Here is a 17,227-nt window from a genome sequence, read left to right on the forward strand (position 1 = left end):
GGTCCTGGGTCCTGGGTCCTGGGTCCTGGGTCCTGGGTCCTGGGTCCTGGGTCCTGGGTCCTGGGTCCTGCAAAAGCATTTGCTCGTAGCTAAACGATGTCAAGCTCTTCGCTATTCCCGCTTCTCCTAGGACCTCGTTTTCGCTTTTCCTAGAACCTAGGACCAGCTCTTCCCAGTTCCAGCTCTTTCTATTCAAACATCCCCGCCACTAGCGGCTCTACCCCGTAATGGCTTCGTAGTGCGTCCGATAAAGTTTTGGCTCGGGCTGGCATGCCTTCTTGAAGGTAAACCAACACCTGCTTGCGTACTTTGTTTGTAAACCCTACTCGGTCTGGTTCGCAATTTCCGCTTAGGTTATCACAGCTCACTTGGAAGCGGAAACCACAGCTTGCCGCAAGGATCCATTCGACGGCTTGGGGTTTGATTTCAACCTTTTCGAACTCAGCTTGTACTTCAGCTGTTCGACCATCGGGCTCATACCAATAGCCATAGTCCTCCAACAATCTGCGCTGTGGGCCGGCGATACACCAGTGGGCAATTTCGTGCAGTGCCGAAGCAAAATAGCCACGGGCAAAAATAACCCTATGGTGAGGGTACTGATCATCAGCCGGCAAGTAAATCGGCTCGTCACCACCAAGGATAAGTTCGGTGTTGAAGGAGTCTAAAAATGTTTGGTTGAAGATGTTGATGATGTCGGTGTTTGAATGAACTAACAAAGCAGATCCTAGTGGCTGGGTCCTGGGTCCTGGGTCCTGGGTCCTGGGTCCTGGGTCCTGGGTCCTGGGTCCTGGGTCCTGGGTCCTGGGTCCTGTAGTATTAATTGCGAATGCAGCGATATTATCAAGAACAATCTGCTATTTCTAATCTTGATATTTCTCAGAGATGCCAAACTCAGAGACATCATAAATTCCGCTAGATTCTTTGACTTGCCCACTTCGAAATTTGATTAAACTAGCAATTTTTCGGCTAACAATATTAGCTCTTACTACTAATTCATCGGCTTCATCCTGACCGATATAGCCAAACTCCTTCGCCAACAGTAACTGTGTAACTAACTCACCACATGAGCCTTTAGCGTAATATAAGAAACGGACAGATTCCTTACGTGTTTCTCGTTCTTCGCCTTCTGCGATATTCGAAGGAACAGATACAGAAGACCGACTTATTTGATCTTTGAAGCCAAAATCCTTACATGAAACAAATAATCGATGAACGTCCACCGCTATCTGAAAGCTTTCCTGCCAAATATGAAGTTTTCGGTATTCCATTCCCCCTCCATGGGTACTGGGTACTGGGTACTGGGTACTGGGTACTGGGTACTGGGTACTGGGTACTGGGTACTGCAAGAAGATTCGAGAGAATGTACAGCTTTTCAAGCTCTTTTGCTCTTAATCTTTTCCCAGGAACTAGGGCCATTTTTTCCTAGAACCCTGCTCTCGCTCTCCCTAGGCCCTAGGACCCGCTCTTCCCAGGGCCGCTCTATCTAGGTTCTAGGTTCTCGCACCTGCTATTCCGCATCTATCTCGTCGAGGAAATCATCCAGATACGCTTCGTCTTCCTGCTCTAGCACCTCAATGTTGCCACCGGTGGCGCGGAAGTTTTTGTTCTGGATATAGGCATCTCGGGTAAAGATGTAGGAGTCAGGAGAGTCTCTCAAGATCGCTTCTTGGTTGACCAGTGCCGCCCTGTCTTCCATACCTTCGAAAATCCATTTGCCAAAGCTCTGCCAGAAGTTCAAAGCACTCAACGGCAAGTACAATCCGTCGACAATATCACCGGCACCTTCGCGCAATGTCAGCGGACCGTAAACAGGGAACATGAAGTACGGGCCGTTGGCGACGCCGTATTTGCCCATGGTGTCACCGAACTGTTTGTCGACAGGTTTACGGATATCAGCAGCAGAGGCAATATCAATCAAGCCAAATACACCGAAGGTGGAGTTGATCCAGAAGCGGTTGAAATGGCGCACGGCTTCTTCGCCGTTTAGCATCAAGGCGCTGTTGACCATGCTGGCAGGCTCATCGAGGTTCGCCAGGAAGTTCTTGATACCGGTGCGGATAAATGACGGGGTGTAATCTACGTAGGCCAATGACACCGGACGCGCCAAATACGGGTCAAAGTAGTCGTAGTTCAAGTTCCACATTGCGCGGTTAAAGCCTTCGAAAGGATCGTAAACACCGGGTACCCCATACTCTCCTTCGCCTTGCTCGACTTCTTCAAGCACTGCAGCGAGATCTTCGTCGTACTCTTGATCGTAATCGCCGAACTCATCAATACCGTTGGCTTCAGACGCGACTTCATCCGTTTCTACACCTGAATCAGTACCCGAGCCTGAATCTGTATCCGAGCCTGTCACATCTAGCTCTACCGTGTCATTTTGCTCAATAGATGATTGTTCACGATTAGTGATATCTGACTGTGTTTGTTCTTCCGGCGACTGCGCGCACGCTGTCAGTGTCAATGAAATGGCGATAGCAAGTAGATGTTTTTTCAATGTTCTTTCCATGGCATATCAGGCTGAAACCGCGCTCAATGGTAATATCAGCGCCCTCAAACATCTAGCACTTTTATGCTAAGTGCTCAGACATCAGTCAAATTTATGTATTAACTGACACAGCTTTCTTTATAGCTCAAAAAACAAAAGGCCAGTACTTAATAGTATCCGGCCTTTATTATCTCTACCAGCTCAAGTAATAGATTTTATTGATATTTTGTATTTATCACTACGTTGGTCGAACCGCCTAGTGAAATAACCTCACTTTGACCGTACCAGTCGCCATTGCGAGTCATCACGTTACCATCGGTATCGATACGGGCTTTAATGATCATATCCTGCAATGAGGTCATAGGACGCTCAGGGATCATGCTATCGTTGTCGTCCAGCGTAATAGTGAATGGGAATGCCGACAATGGTACACGGCGCGCAGCCACCGGCATCGGAGCACCATCAGCAGAATGGACAGAGACAAACACTAAGCCCTGCTCAGGCACTTTCACACTTGAATCTAAATCAACGGTCACAGATACCGATGTTGCGGTGTTCTTGCCACGATCAAGCTGAGATTGAGCACGAGCAATACTGCGATCAAGCATTTCGGCACGTGGGTCATCCGAACCGATTAGCTGCTTCATCATGTTCCAGTAGTTAATCGCCTGCTGGAAATCACTGCTTTCAAACGCATCGAAAGCCAGCAGCGACAATGCACGAATATTGGCATGATCGACGCGTAATACACTGCGAAGTAGTACACGGGCACGCTCGCTTTGTGCCGGATCGCCAATCATCATCAGCGTCTGGCCGAAGCTCAACATCACTTCAGGGTTGGTCGGATCAAGGCGGTAGGCACGATTCATCGCATCTTGTGCTGTTTCCGCATCACGGTTAGCCATACCTATCCGGCCCAGCAGAAGCCAACCCGTGGCATCGTTTGGATTGCTGTGCAGACGGGTACGCAGTGCAAGCGTCAGATCTTCCATCTCCTGATCGCTCAGTGGATTGGATTCATCCATCAAGCGCTGAGATAGCTCAGGCAAACGGGCAACCGTGTCGTTCCACGCCTGAACCTTGTCCAAGCTCCCGACTTTCATGTACATACCAAAGCTCACACCGACCAACAGGATCAAGCCTGGGATCAGCATAGTCGTGCTTACTTTAGTTTTGGTCTGTTCAGCATTGGCTGGCACATCATCAAGCAGGGACTGTTGAAGTTCAACAACCAGCTCATCTCTGTTTTCAACCAAACCTTCGCTGCTTTCTTCTTTTAGCTCGTCCATACGATCTTTAAAGAAGGCTTTGTTCAGCTCATCTCGGCTGGCTACTTCATCTTGCTCTTTGCCTTTGTACATTGGCACGACAAAGATAGCCATTGCGATCAGTACCAAGAGGGCGGAAATTACCCAAAACATTGTCATTATTTCACCTTACCGTCTTGGTTAGTCTGCTGTGTGGACTTACTAGCTTCAGACCCATTTTCAGCGCTCATTTCTGACCCTATTTCAGACATGAGCGCTTTCAAACGCGCCTGCTCATCAACTTCCAAGGTTGTATCGGTCACTTTTTCATTGCCTTTGCGTGAGCGCATAACCAGCACTGTAAAACCAGCAACAATGAAGAACAGTGGACCTAACCAAAGGATTAAGGTTGAGGCCATCACCGGCGGGTTGTAGGTCACAAAGTTACCGTAACGGGCAATCATGTAATCCACAACATCCTGCTTGCTCTTACCTTCCTGAAGCAGCTCATAAGTCTTTTGACGCATATCTAGCGCCAAAGCCGCATTGGAGTCAGCGATATTGTTGTTCTGACATTTTGGGCAGCGCAGCGTTGCTGTCAGCTCTTGGAAATCTTTTTCCTGCTGAGCCGACTCGAAGTCATACACATCAGTGAATGCCAAGGCGGGAATTGACGTTGCAAGCAACGCCGTACCACCAAGCATCATCGCCAACGCTAATACTGGGCCCGTAAACAACTGGGCCATTCGACGAGAAATAATCATTTACCCCTGCGCGCCTCCTCAATCAAGGCTTCGTACATTGGTTTTAATGTGTCGTTCCAGTTACGGTCGTTGACATCACCAACATGGCGGTAGCGGATAATACCGTTGGCATCGATAAGGAAAGTTTCCGGTGCACCATAGACGCCCAGATCCATTCCCAACATACCGTTGCCATCAAACAAGCTGTGTAGGTAAGGGTTACCCAGCTCGTTCAACCAGCGAACGGCTTTCAGGCGCTCGTCCTTGTAGTTAAGGCCGATAATTTTCACGCCTTCGCTCGCCAGTTGGTTGAGGTAAGTATGCTCGGCATAACACGTCGGACACCATGTCGCCCAAACGTTAAGCAGTAGCGGTTCGCCCTTGAAAATATCTTGCTCGTAAAGCTTGCCCGCTTCGACCAAGTCTTCCAACTTGAACTGGGGAACAGGTTTACCGACCAATACAGATTCCAACTTGGTTGGATCGTCGCCGTCAGCGTTGCGGCTCAGCTGGATCATGAACATCACCACCAGCCCCAAGAACAGCACCAGAGGGATAAAAAGTAACTTCTTGTTCATTAGTTTGCCTTCGCCTCCTGCTTAGCGACCTTGCCAGCCTGCTCTGTAGACAGTCCCTTTTCCGCTTTCTTGCGGAAACGGTAGCGCTTGTCGCTGATAGCCAATGCACCACCCAGTGCCATCAAGGCAGCACCGAACCAAATCCAGTTAACAAACGGCTTGAAGTAAATACGTACCGCCCAAGCGCCATCACCTAGCTTCTCACCCATCGCCACATATAGGTCACGGGTGACACCGCTGTCGATTGCTGCTTCGGTCATCATCGACCCGGCTACCGAGTAGAAACGCTTTTCAGCGTGCAGCGTAGTGACACGCTTACCGTCACGGGTAATGTTGAAATCAGCAATGTAGCCGTCGTAGTTAGGGCCATCTGCATCGCGCAGACCTGCGAAATGGAAGTCATAACCCTGAACCTGTACGGTTTCACCCGGTGCCATACGCACATCGCGCTCGATATCGTAGTTCGATACCAGTGCAATACCAATGACAGATACAGCCAAGCCCATATGGCCCAGTACCATCGCCCAGTGACTGCGGCCTAGCTTGCCGAGACCCACCCACAAGCTATGACGGTGCGTCGCGCGCTCGTAGAGTTCAAAACCGTGCATCACAATGATCCAAATCGCCATCGCCATACCCAGAACCGCCATTGGCTCAAGGATATCTGTGAACAGCCATACCGACAGGAACGCCAACGGAACAGTGATAATGGCGGAGATAGTCATCTGCTTGCTGATACTAGACAGCTTGTCGCGTTTCCAGCGCACCAGTGGACCGATACCCAGAATAAAGGCAAATGGGATCATCAACCAAGTAAACAAGGTGTTGAAGAACGGCACACCGATAGAGACAGAACCTAAGCCGATTTGTTTGTGAACAAGCGGTAGCAAGGTACCAATCAAAACAACCAACAGCGCGGCAACCAGTAATAGGTTGTTCGCTAGTAGCAAGTTCTCACGAGAGAACAGGCTGTAGTTACCACGAGAGCGGATCTGAGCGCCACGTAGCGCGTAAAGCAACAACGAGCCACCGATAACCACCACAAGGAAACCAAGAATGAACATGCCTCGCGCCGGATCAGACGCAAAGGCGTGTACCGACACCAGTACGCCCGAGCGAACCAGGAAAGTACCCAGCAAGCTCAGTGAGAACGCCGAGATAGCCAGCAGTACGGTCCATGCTTTGAACGTACCGCGTTTTTCAGTCACGGCCAGCGAGTGCATCAGTGCCGTACCGGCAAGCCATGGCATGAAGGAGGCGTTTTCTACTGGATCCCAGAACCACCAGCCGCCCCAGCCAAGTTCGTAGTAAGCCCACCAAGAACCAAGCGCGATACCCAGGGTCAGGAATGCCCATGCCGCGATTGTCCAAGGACGAGACCAACGTGCCCAAGCGGTATCCAAACGGCCGGTCATCAGTGACGCAATCGCAAATGCAAACGCAACCGAGAAGCCTACGTAGCCCATGTAAAGCAGCGGTGGGTGAATGATTAGACCCGGGTCTTGCAGCAGTGGGTTAAGGTCACGGCCATCAACAGGGAAGAATGGCAGAGTACGCAGGAACGGGTTTGACGTTGCGATGATAAACAGCAAGAAGCCAATCGCAATCATACCCATCACAGCAAGAACGCGTGCCAGCGATTCTAGCGGCATACCGCGGCTAAATACCGCAACCGCAACGGCCCAACCCGCCTGGATAAGCACCCATAGCAGTAGCGAGCCTTCGTGGCCACCCCAAACAGCTGACAGGCGGTAGTACCACGGCAGCATAGAGTTCGAGTTACTGGCGACATAAACAACCGTAAAATCGTTAATGTAAAATGACCAGCTAAGGATGATAAACGACACTAGGATCATGCCGAAAATACCATAAGTTAGCGGACGGGCCATTCGCATGAGCGCCTGGTTGCCGACGGATGCACCGTACAGCGGATAAATGCTGACTAGGATGGATAATCCCAGTGCAACAATCAGGCTAAAGTTGCCTATTTCTGCAATCATTATTGAGCACTACCCTGCAATTGTTCATCGGTGTACTGAAGCGGCGCGTGTGTTTTCTGCATCGCTTCTGCCACTTCCGGTGGCATGTACTCTTCATCGTGCTTCGCTAATACTTCGTGGGCCTGGATAGTGTTGGCATCTACCAAAACACCCTGAGCAACAATGCCCTGCCCTTCACGGAACAGATCAGGCAGGATACCGTCGTACTTGATGGTTACCGCCGGGCCAATATCAGCCACGTCGAAGGTTACCTGCAAAGACTGGGGATCACGTACAACCGAACCTTCAACCACCATGCCGCCAATACGCAAACGCTGGCCGACTTCTGGCTTAGTACCGTCTTTCTTACCCTGAACCAACTCAGTCGGGGTATAGAACAAATCCATATTCTGGTTCAGTGCATACAGCAGCAACCCGATGGTTGCACCGAGGCCTACTACCAACGCCAATACCAACGTCAGGCGCTTTTTACGTCTCGGGTTCATAATGTGTTCTCCAGTTTTTCCGCATCTTTAATGCGCTTCTCACGCGCAATTTTATTCTTGATCTCGGCCGCTAGGCGGCGTTTGGTATTCAGGCTTGAAATCATCAACCACAGCAAGGCGCCAAAGGAGATACCGTAGGCACTCCATACGTAAGAGGCATACCCGCCCATCGCCAAGAAGTCGCTAAAAGAGTCAAAATGCATAATGGCCTCACTTCATCAGGGCACGCACCCAAGGGCGGTGGCTTTCACGGGCAATAATTTCGTTACGCAGACGCACCATGGTCAACGCACCAAAGAAACAGGCAAAACCGATAATGTTCAACAGCAGTGGCCACAGCATGGTGGTCGCGATTGATGGCTTGGCAAATTTAGTGATCGTGGCACCCTGGTGTAGGGTATTCCACCACTCTACCGAGAAATGGATAATAGGTAGGTTAATCACACCAACAATCGCCAGGATACCGGCCGCTTTACCTGCAGTTTTTTGATCGTCGAAGGCGTTGTAAAGCGCGATCACACCCAGGTAGAGGAAAAGTAGGATCAGTTCAGAGGTCAAACGGGCATCCCATACCCACCATGCGCCCCACATCGGCTTGCCCCAGATAGCGCCGGTCAACAAGGCGATAACCGTAAATACCGCACCGATCGGCGCCATAGCAAGCGCTGCCATGTTCGACAAGCGGATCTGCCATACCAAACCGATAAAGGCAGCGATTGCCATCGACATGTAAGCCCCCATCGACCAGATGGCCGCAGGAACGTGCAGGTAAATGATACGGAAACTGTCACCCTGCTGATAGTCTGTCGGGGCATACATCAACCCCCATACTGTGCCTATCAGGATGGATAACAAAGCGATGATGGAAAACCAAGGCAACAAGGTACCGCACAAACGGTAGCAGTTCTCAGCTTTCGCGTAGGGATGTAACCACTTCCACATATTTCTGCTCTACTCATTTAATATAATAATTACGTATCTAAACAACACTTGGCTCAAATACCTGTCCTGGACCGCCTAAGGTGCTGCTTATCATTCGACGACTTTCTACCTAGGCGAACCTAGGTATAAGCATCTGGTGTCAAAGGGCTTTCTATCACCCCATCATCCAGAATGCCACGCCAACCTAAATACCCCTTAAGGGGTAATGGGTTAGTTATCGTCCGCTTCCTTGTTCTTGCTCAAAATTGTCTCATGAGATCCAATCTCATGAGACAGCACAAATCTTAGTTAATTGTAATCAGTTATTGCACACTAATGCGTAATGAAGCTGCGACAGCAAAGGGAGAAAGTGTTGCAGACGCCACTAACATCGCCCCCATCAGTGCCAGCTGGCCGTTGTAAGGCATACCCAAACTGGCCGCATCTATTGCGGAGGTCGCGAATATAAGCACAGGAATATAGAGCGGCAAAATGAGCAAGCTCAATAAAACCCCACCTTTTCGCAATCCCACCGTCAGGGCAACCCCAATCGCCCCCAGAAAGCTTAACGTCGGTGTCCCGATAAGTAGGGTCAGGACAACCGCCTTCCACGTATCCCACTCCAAGGAGAGCAAAATAGCCAGCAACGGGCTAATCAACAGCAGTGGCAAGCCTGTCAGCATCCAGTGCGCCAGCATTTTGGCAAAGGCCAGAACCGGCAATGGCGTTGGCATCAGCAACATTTGCTCTAGTGAACCATCGACAAAATCGTCACGGAACAAACGCTCCATAGAAAGCAAAGCCGCCAACAACGCAGCGACCCAAACAATGCCCGGCGCAATACGTGCCAACAAGTTTGGCTCAGGACCGACACCGAGTGGAAAAAGCGTGATAACAATAATGAAAAACCACAACGGATTAAAGACCTCAGCCTGGCGGCGGAAGGCTATCAAAAGTTCACGGCGGATCACATGAAAAATCGCACTCATCGTCTATTACTGCCCCAACTTGATTTTTCGTAGCTGATCACTGTCTGTGAACATATCTTGGTGAGTGGTCAATACCACAATTCCACCTCGCTTGGCATGAGCCAGGAACAAACCCTCCAGCACCTTGACCCCTTGCTTATCTATCGCGGTCAGGGGTTCATCCAAAATCCACAGCTTATGGTTACTCAGCCACAGTCTTGCCAGCGCAACCCGGCGTTGCTGACCAGCAGAGAGCTGCCCGGCAGGCACGTCCTCGCGCCCTGCCAAACCCACTTGGGCCAATGCCTGCCATAGGCTGTCTTTGCCTGAGACCTGAGGTTCGCCATTTAAATCTGACTCTTCGTTGCACAGATGCATCGATTGAAAGTAAGCCAAGTTTTCATACGCCGTCAGCTCACGTTTGACCCCTGTCTGGTGGCCGAGGAACAAAAGCTCTTGATGGTAATCTTCCCGTGCTGATTCGATATCTTCGTCAAGCCAGCAAACACGGCCATCATCTGCACGGCCAAGCCCTGCCAGAATACGTAACAAAGTGGTTTTACCGGCACCATTGTGGCCTTCGATCTGAACCAGTTCTCCCGACGAAACCGTGAAATGCAGGTTTTCAAACAATACCCTTTCGTCTCGGGTACAACTTAACTCTTCAACAGACAACATAAAAATGATGCATCCTAGGTGTCACAATTTGACTCGCATAGTACCACAGCGGCCTACCCTGTTGTTAGAGAGCAGAGGCTGTAATTGTGACTTCCATACTGCGCCTAACCCAAGCACTCAGTTTCCAAAATCTACCCATAGCAAAAATGGACAAGCAGACATAAAAAAAGTGCCACAAGAAGCTTTAAAAATAGTAAAAGGTGTAACGGACCGCACACTTTCGTCGCAACTTACTATTTTTTAAGACAAATGCACTTGTTAATGGATGTGAATAGAATGAAAAGAATGGTTACAAGTTAGAAGCAGGCGATGGGCGATGGGCGATGGGCGATGGGCGATGCAAAATTCCCCTCACTTAGGTTAAAGTCAAAGGGAATTATATTGACATTGACTGATAGGCTGTGAGCTCTTGACCACTTGCCTATAGCCAATTGCCCCTCGCCTACCGACGAGAATGATGCATCTGCTGCAGTCGCAGCAGCAACTCGGCTTCGGCTTTTGGCAAGTCGCACTCACGCATCAGCTCGTTGACGTCAGCACCGAGTTCAACCATTTTACTGGCGCGGCTGTACAGACGGCTATCGGGATCCTGCATGGCCAACTCGCCTTGGCGATCGGACAGCTCTTCTAGGTGTCGAGCCATGTCCGCCAATTTTTGGCTCATTCCCATGGTGCCCGCTCGCAGTTCGTTAAACTGTTTAACCAAACTTTCCTGCTGCTGACGGGCATTTTTCAATACCAACTCTGTCGCTGCAAATTTGGTTTCAAGGGCCTGGCGGGCAACACGCTCACGTCTTACCATCAACCATGCGACCACAATCGCCAACAGCGACAAGGCCAGCGGTAACCATTGCAACAACATCTCTAGCATTATAGGTACGCCATCTCGTCCCATTCTTCATCTGATAGTAGCTTATTCAGATCAACCAAGATCAACAGCTGACCATCACGGTTGCTAACCCCCTGAATAAACTTGGCGCTCTCTTCCGTACCGACGCTTGGCGTGCTGTCGATTTCTGAGCTGCGCAGGTAAACGACTTCAGCCACGCTGTCTACCAGAATACCAATCACCTGCTTTTCAGCTTCGATGATCACGATGCGGGTGTTGTCGGAGATCTCGCCCGGCATCAAGCCAAAACGTGAACGGGTATCGATAACGGTCACAACGTTACCACGTAGGTTGATGATACCCAGTACGTAGTCAGGTGCGCCCGGTACGGGTGCGATTTCGGAATAACGCAACACTTCACGTACCTGCATCACGTTAATACCGTAGGTTTCATCTTCCAGCTGGAAAGTTACCCACTGCAGGACTTGATCATTACTGTTTTCTTTTTGTATTTCAGCGACACTCACCTGTGACATGCTGTTTCCTCTTTGATCTATTTTGCTGCATTCAGTTAGCTACCGGATGATACCGCAGCCTTTCATGATTGCCTAAGTTTGGTATTAACATCTAATCCTGCTTTGAGCATGGAAATTAGCTCACTAACATGAATTAGCGCACACATTTTTTCTTTTACCATGCCCGCCAGCCAAGGGCGCTTCCCGGCTTTCTCTCGCCAACGGACACTGTGCTCGGATAGGGTTTCGGTTCCCAGCAAAGCATTGCACGCCAGACCCCATGAACTTTCGCCCAGCACCACTACATACTTGTATTGCTCACGGTAGTCTTCGCCATCGAGCTTATCCGGCATAGCCCAGCAAGCCGTGTCGACCACATCCAGCTGATGCTCACGGCTGCTCATCAGACCGAGATACCAGGGCGGACGCCCAAGCAGGCGGTTAACATCACCCAATTGATGGATCCCACCCAGTTCGGTCAGCGGCACCGCAAAAGTCACCCCGTTGACTTCAAAGAACAGGGCTTGGAACTCATCCCCCTGATGGATTTGCTGTGACCAATTATCAGGCGGTAGATTCTCGGAAGTTTTGGTCTCAAGCTCGTAGCTGACTGCCTGGCCTTGTTCCAAATCTGATTGCTGATGTTGCTCTTGAACAGGCTGAGACTCAGCGACCTCTTCCTCAGGCTGTTCAACGTCAGGAACACTTTCCGAGGTACTTGTCTGCTCGTGAGCCATCACCTGCTGCCAATCATTTGCCAGCTCGGCATCGATAGTCGATGACGGCTCTTGAGCTGAAACCGACGGTTTCTCTTGACTGACCTTATTAACCTGATTCAGCAAACGCTGGACGTTATCCAGCATTGGCGATGGCATACTGCGCGGATTATTGCGAACGTCATCATCCATGCTGGCAAAATCAAACGGCTTGGCGGCCGGCATGGCTGCTTCTGCCCGTTGCACGGTCTCTGCTCGTTGTGGCGCTTCGCTTGATTCAGTTTGAGAAGCATTCACTTCAGCTTCAGGAGCGCTCAGCAGCCCAGCATCTTGAGATAATTGGCAATCTGGCCTGGGCGTCTCTTCACCCAGTTCTGAAGCACCAGAATCGACTACGCCAGACTCTTCAACAGAAGCTTGTATCGCTTGTGCAGACAGCTCGGAATTGGCTTCGTTGCTCGTAGCCGTTCCTGTGCTAGGTTCGCTCTTCGTTTCAGGCTCTGGCTCTGGCTCTGGCTCTAGCAGTAAATCAACAAAATAGTCTTCCAGCGCCTGAGTGCTGGACAAACGGGTATTATCGCTCATCCTGTTGCAGACGCCCCAAATAATTCAATAACGTTTTATACGCAAATACCCCACGGCTACTCCGGGAGTAGAGTGAAGGCGGCATGTGTTTGATACTGGCATCGCGGAATTTCGTATCAATCGGCACGGCTGACGCCCAAACTTGGTCCGGGAAGCGTAACTTCAGCTCCTGCAAGGTCTGCAGCGACGCCCGTGTCCGTTTGTCGTACATCGTCGGTACGATGGTGACTTTAAAGGGTGAACGACGGGACTTTTGCATGATCTGCAACGTGCGCATCATGCGCTCAAGGCCTTTCATCGCCAGAAACTCTGTCTGGACCGGGATCAGGATACGGTCACTGGCCGCCAGTGCATTGACCATCATTACCCCGAGGATCGGCGGACAGTCAATCAGCACATAATCATAATCTTCGGCCAGGCACTGCAGGGCTTTTTTGAGGATCAACCCCATACCACCACGGTTACCCATTACCCTATCCAGCGTTGCCAGCGACATATGGGCAGGGATGATATCAATATTGTTGAACTGGGTACGCAGGATCACCGGTTTCACCGTATCGCGGGTAATCTCGGGTAACTGGAACAGATCAAACAAGCTGGCTGAGACACCATCGGCATCAAAATTAAGATAGGTGGTCAACGACGCATGGGGATCAGTATCGACGAGCAGAACCCGTTTGTTACGCTCACTCAGCAGCCCGGCTAGGGATACCGTAGTTGTGGTCTTACCGACGCCACCTTTCTGGTTGGCAATACTCCAGACTATCAAGGCAAACTCCCTACGCCAGCCCTAGCTCAACCGAGATACGCTCAGCAATTCTTTCCAATGGCAGATCTTCTGAAGAAATCCCTGCCTTGGCTACCGCCTGGGGCATGCCGTAAACCACACAGCTGTCTTCGTCCTGTGCCCAAATGGTCGCACCGCTGTTTTTCAGCATTCGCGCTCCTTCACGGCCATCGGCACCCATACCGGTCAGTACCATCGACAGCACCTTGTCATGGTACACCTTGGCCGCCGAGCCGAAGGTCACATCGACACAAGGCTTGTAATTCATCCGATCACCGCCATCGATAATGCGCAAGCGCACCGAGCCCGGGCGACCATCCAGCATCATCTGCATACCACCGGGCGCAAGATAGGCCATCCCCGGTTTCAAAACATCACCGTCCTGTGCCTCTTTGACGCCAATCTTGCAGAGATTATTCAAGCGGGCAGCGAAAGCCGCGGTGAAAGTCGCCGGCATATGCTGGATCAAGACAATCGGCAGCGGGAAGTTGGCTGGCAATGCCGTTAATATCTTTTGCAGTGCTACCGGGCCACCCGTCGAGGTACCAATTGCCATCAGCTGGTACTTCTTCCCTGATGGCTTGAAGCGAGCAGCCGGTTTTGCCGCTGTCGGCCTCGCAGCAGGCTGGCGCAACGCCGAAACAGGATTGGCTGATTTGAGGTTGGATGTTGATAAGCTCTGACTTCCCACTGCGCTTCTTGCCGCCGACAATGGACGCACAGGCTCAGGGGAGTTATCTCGCGATGCATCACGGAGTGTCGTTGCAGTACGAGCCGGTCGGCGCATAAATACCCGTTTACGGGCAAGTTCTGTCACACGTTTTTGTAGCAGACTTACCGCTTCATCGCGGTTACGCGCAATGTCTTCGAATTTTTTCGGCAGGAAGTCCAACGCTCCGGCGTCGAGGGCATCCAGTGTGGCCTTTGCCCCTTCATGAGTCAGTGAAGAGAACATCAAAATTGGCGTGGGATTGGCCTGCATGATTTCACGGACTGCAGTGATCCCATCCATCACCGGCATTTCAATATCCATGGTGATGACATCAGGCTGCATACGCCCCGCCATCTCGACTGCTTCCTTGCCGTTTACAGCATTGCCGACGACTTCCAACCTTGGATCAGCATTAAGAATTTCGCTCACGCGCCGGCGGAAAAAGCTTGAATCATCCACCACCAATACTTTTACTGCCATGCTATTTCTATCCTATTGATGACAAACCTTGCGCCTTCGGACAGGCTTTTATGAGTTATGGTTTTATTTCGGTCTTAAAGCTATTGCTTTGTGACAACAAAGGCCTCCCGGTTCAAAGGGAAGCCATTGAGGTCTTTGTTGTTTTATTTAGCGACCAGCATAATGCTTGAGCAGGTTAGGCACATCAAGGATCAGCGCAATATGACCATCGCTGGTAATTGTCGCACCTGCCATGCCCGGCGTTCCCTGAAGCAGTTCATCCAATGGCTTTATCACCACTTCTTCCTGACCTATCAGGGTATCGACCACAAAACCAATTCTCTGGTGGCCGATCTGAACAATCACTACATGGCCATGGTCGCGTTCACGCTGCGGCACACCCACACCCGATAACCAATCTTGCAGATAGAACAGCGGAATGGCTTTATCGCGTACGATAATGGTCAGCTGACCGTCAACCGTATTGGTCTTGCGCAGATCCAGATGGAAGATCTCATTCACACTTGCCAGCGGCAGGGCAAACGGCTGTTCAGCCACACCCACCATCAGGGTCGGCAAAATTGCCAGCGTCAGTGGAACCTTAATATCAATACGCGTGCCTTTACCCAATGCCGAGTCAATAGAGATTGAGCCGTTGAGCTGGCTGATACCGGTTTTCACCACATCCATGCCGACACCACGGCCGGAAATATCAGAGATCTCTTTCTTGGTTGAGAAACCTGGGGCAAAAATCAGGTTATAGCATTCGGTATCGGTCAGGCGAGACGCCGCATCGGCGTCCATAACACCACGTTCAACCGCAATGCCACGCAGTTTATCCGGATCCATACCGCCACCATCATCCTCGATGGTCAACAGAATATGGTCACCCTCTTGGGAGGCAGACAACAGGACGGTACCGACACGCGGCTTGCCGGCTTTCTCGCGGGCATCCGGCATTTCAATACCGTGGTCAACCGAGTTGCGTACCAAGTGGATCAATGGATCGGCCAACGCCTCAACCAAGTTCTTGTCCAGATCGGTTTCTTCGCCGCGCATCTCCAACACAATCTCTTTGTTGAGGTTGCGTGCCAAATCGCGAACCACGCGAGGGAAACGGCCAAACACTTTCTTGATTGGCTGCATGCGGGTTTTCATCACCGCGCCCTGCAGATCGGCTGTGACAACATCCAAGTTGGCAACCGCTTTGGACATCTCTTCATCGTTGGTATTAAGACCAAGACTTACCAGGCGGTTTCGCACCAGTACCAGCTCACCGACCATGTTCATGATGGTGTCTAGGGTTGAGGTATCAACACGTACGGTGGCTTCTGCGACTTTACTCTTTTCCTTCGCCGCAGGCTTTGCCTTTCTCTCAGCCGCGGGCTGAGGGGCTGCAGCTGGCTTAGGCGTTGGGGCTGGTGCCGCTTCTTGTTTAGCGTGAACAGGTTCAGGTTGTGCTTGGGCCGAAGTTTGGGCTGTAGGCTGGGACTCTTGCAGCATATCAGCCACTGATTTAGTGGCCATATCCAGCTCGTCTTCAGAGGGTCCTTTGCCAACACCATGCAGCTCATCGAGCAAACGCTCGAATTCATCGTCGGTCATCAGGTCATCATTGCTGCTGTCGGCCGCTGGAGCCGGTGAGGCAGCCGCAGATGGCTCTGGCTGCTGTGGCTCGTTAGCAACTGGCGCACTGTAATCACTGCTGCCCGGGCCTTTACCCGCACCGTGCAGTTCATCGAGCAGGCGCTCAAATTCATCGTCAGTAATGTCACCGCTTTCAGACTGGATCTGATTAACGATATCTGTTTCCGCAACAGGGGAAAGGGAAGCTGGGGCCGGCTCTTGTTCAGATGCCGCAGAAGGCCCACGCCCTTTACCGTGCAGCTCATCTAGCAGGCGGTCAAATTCATCCTGGGTAATATCGTCAACAGAATCACCCGCAATGGCTGAGTCAGCCGAAGTGTCTAAAACAGGCTTAATGTCAGACTCAGGCTGTTTGCCAAAGTCTGGAACAGGCTCAATGCCCGGCGCGGCCATCGCAGTTTCAAGCGCGACTTCAACCACGGTTTCCGGATCGCTCAATGGTGGCGTATTTACCGGTGCCAACTCTTGCTCTGTCGGCGGCTGGCTGAAACGGTGCAACGCTTCAAGCAATGCAGGCTCAGCCGGTTCAACCGGTTCACGGTCCTGCACTTGGCCAAACATGACATTGATGGTGTCCAGCGCTTCTAGGATCACATCCATCAGTTCCGGTGTGACCGTACGTTTGCCGGTTCTCAGCAAATCAAAGATATTCTCGGCGCCGTGACACGCGTCCACCAGCTCAGTTAGGGAAAGGAACCCCGCCCCGCCTTTTACGGTGTGGAAGCCACGAAAAATCGCATTGAGCAGATCCGAGTCTTCCGGACTACGCTCCAGCTCAACCAGCTGCTCGGAAAGCAGCTCGAGGATCTCTCCTGCTTCAATCAAAAAGTCCTGTAGGATATCTTCGTCTAAATCAAAGCTCATATTGTTCC

18 protein-coding genes are annotated in these 17,227 nt (G+C 51.1%); all 18 read right to left on the bottom strand.

The features are described from left to right. Positions 1 to 188 precede the first annotated feature (188 nt). Positions 189 to 716 (bottom strand): elongation factor P hydroxylase, encoded by a 528-nt coding sequence (locus tag R2X38_RS18975; protein ID WP_317523914.1) that lies wholly within the window; start codon positions 714 to 716, stop codon positions 189 to 191. A 144-nt stretch (positions 717 to 860) separates the two neighbouring features. After that, positions 861 to 1,268 (bottom strand): four helix bundle protein, encoded by a 408-nt coding sequence (locus R2X38_RS18980; RefSeq protein ID WP_317523915.1) that lies wholly within the window; start codon positions 1,266 to 1,268, stop codon positions 861 to 863. 239 nt (positions 1,269 to 1,507) lie between these two features. Then, positions 1,508 to 2,275 carry a VacJ family lipoprotein gene (locus R2X38_RS18985; RefSeq protein WP_411185576.1) on the bottom strand — a complete coding sequence of 256 codons (768 nt, stop codon included), beginning with the start codon at positions 2,273 to 2,275 and terminating at the stop codon, positions 1,508 to 1,510. 425 nt (positions 2,276 to 2,700) lie between these two features. Next, positions 2,701 to 3,912, bottom strand: coding sequence for a c-type cytochrome biogenesis protein CcmI (ccmI, locus tag R2X38_RS18990; RefSeq protein WP_317523917.1), 1,212 nt, complete (start codon positions 3,910 to 3,912; stop codon positions 2,701 to 2,703). Continuing rightward, positions 3,912 to 4,439 (bottom strand): cytochrome c-type biogenesis protein, encoded by a 528-nt coding sequence (locus R2X38_RS18995; protein ID WP_317524041.1) that lies wholly within the window; start codon positions 4,437 to 4,439, stop codon positions 3,912 to 3,914. Before R2X38_RS18995 ends, ccmI begins: the two co-directional genes overlap by 1 nt. Positions 4,440 to 4,492: 53 nt before the next feature. Next, positions 4,493 to 5,053, bottom strand: coding sequence for a DsbE family thiol:disulfide interchange protein (locus R2X38_RS19000; RefSeq protein WP_317523918.1), 561 nt, complete (start codon positions 5,051 to 5,053; stop codon positions 4,493 to 4,495). After that, a complete protein-coding gene (locus R2X38_RS19005; protein WP_317523919.1) occupies positions 5,053 to 7,053 on the bottom strand; it encodes a heme lyase CcmF/NrfE family subunit in 2,001 nt (666 codons plus the stop codon). The genes R2X38_RS19000 and R2X38_RS19005 overlap by 1 nt, the downstream gene beginning before the upstream one ends. Next, the gene (gene ccmE / locus R2X38_RS19010) at positions 7,053 to 7,538 is read right to left on the bottom strand and encodes a cytochrome c maturation protein CcmE (protein WP_317523920.1); all 486 of its coding nucleotides are present in this window, start codon (positions 7,536 to 7,538) and stop codon (positions 7,053 to 7,055) included. The genes R2X38_RS19005 and ccmE overlap by 1 nt, the downstream gene beginning before the upstream one ends. After that, on the bottom strand, positions 7,535 to 7,741 hold the full coding sequence (gene ccmD / locus R2X38_RS19015; protein ID WP_317523921.1) for a heme exporter protein CcmD: 207 nt from the start codon (positions 7,739 to 7,741) through the stop codon (positions 7,535 to 7,537). The genes ccmE and ccmD overlap by 4 nt, the downstream gene beginning before the upstream one ends. A gap of 7 nt (positions 7,742 to 7,748) precedes the next feature. Continuing rightward, complete coding sequence (locus R2X38_RS19020) at positions 7,749 to 8,480, bottom strand: heme ABC transporter permease (protein WP_317523922.1); 732 nt, start codon at positions 8,478 to 8,480, stop codon at positions 7,749 to 7,751. 302 nt (positions 8,481 to 8,782) lie between these two features. Further along, entirely contained in the window at positions 8,783 to 9,448 is a 666-nt protein-coding gene (gene ccmB / locus R2X38_RS19025) for a heme exporter protein CcmB (protein ID WP_317523923.1), read from the bottom strand. Positions 9,449 to 9,454: 6 nt separating this feature from the next. Then, positions 9,455 to 10,105 carry a cytochrome c biogenesis heme-transporting ATPase CcmA gene (gene ccmA / locus R2X38_RS19030; protein ID WP_317523924.1) on the bottom strand — a complete coding sequence of 217 codons (651 nt, stop codon included), beginning with the start codon at positions 10,103 to 10,105 and terminating at the stop codon, positions 9,455 to 9,457. A gap of 442 nt (positions 10,106 to 10,547) precedes the next feature. Then, entirely contained in the window at positions 10,548 to 10,976 is a 429-nt protein-coding gene (locus R2X38_RS19035; protein WP_317523925.1) for a DUF2802 domain-containing protein, read from the bottom strand. Beyond that, complete coding sequence (locus tag R2X38_RS19040; protein WP_317523926.1) at positions 10,976 to 11,470, bottom strand: chemotaxis protein CheW; 495 nt, start codon at positions 11,468 to 11,470, stop codon at positions 10,976 to 10,978. The genes R2X38_RS19035 and R2X38_RS19040 overlap by 1 nt, the downstream gene beginning before the upstream one ends. A gap of 62 nt (positions 11,471 to 11,532) precedes the next feature. Next, entirely contained in the window at positions 11,533 to 12,750 is a 1,218-nt protein-coding gene (locus R2X38_RS19045) for a chemotaxis protein CheW (protein WP_317523927.1), read from the bottom strand. Continuing rightward, positions 12,740 to 13,519 carry a ParA family protein gene (locus R2X38_RS19050; protein ID WP_317523928.1) on the bottom strand — a complete coding sequence of 260 codons (780 nt, stop codon included), beginning with the start codon at positions 13,517 to 13,519 and terminating at the stop codon, positions 12,740 to 12,742. The genes R2X38_RS19045 and R2X38_RS19050 overlap by 11 nt, the downstream gene beginning before the upstream one ends. Before the next feature lie 10 nt (positions 13,520 to 13,529). Then, positions 13,530 to 14,729, bottom strand: a complete 1,200-nt coding sequence (locus tag R2X38_RS19055) for a chemotaxis response regulator protein-glutamate methylesterase (RefSeq protein ID WP_317523929.1) — start codon at positions 14,727 to 14,729, stop codon at positions 13,530 to 13,532. A 147-nt stretch (positions 14,730 to 14,876) separates the two neighbouring features. After that, a complete protein-coding gene (locus R2X38_RS19060; RefSeq protein WP_317523930.1) occupies positions 14,877 to 17,219 on the bottom strand; it encodes a chemotaxis protein CheA in 2,343 nt (780 codons plus the stop codon). Positions 17,220 to 17,227 lie beyond the last annotated feature (8 nt).

It is taken from the genome of Photobacterium rosenbergii (assembly GCF_033022775.1).
In the GTDB taxonomy this organism is placed as follows: domain Bacteria; phylum Pseudomonadota; class Gammaproteobacteria; order Enterobacterales; family Vibrionaceae; genus Photobacterium; species Photobacterium rosenbergii_A.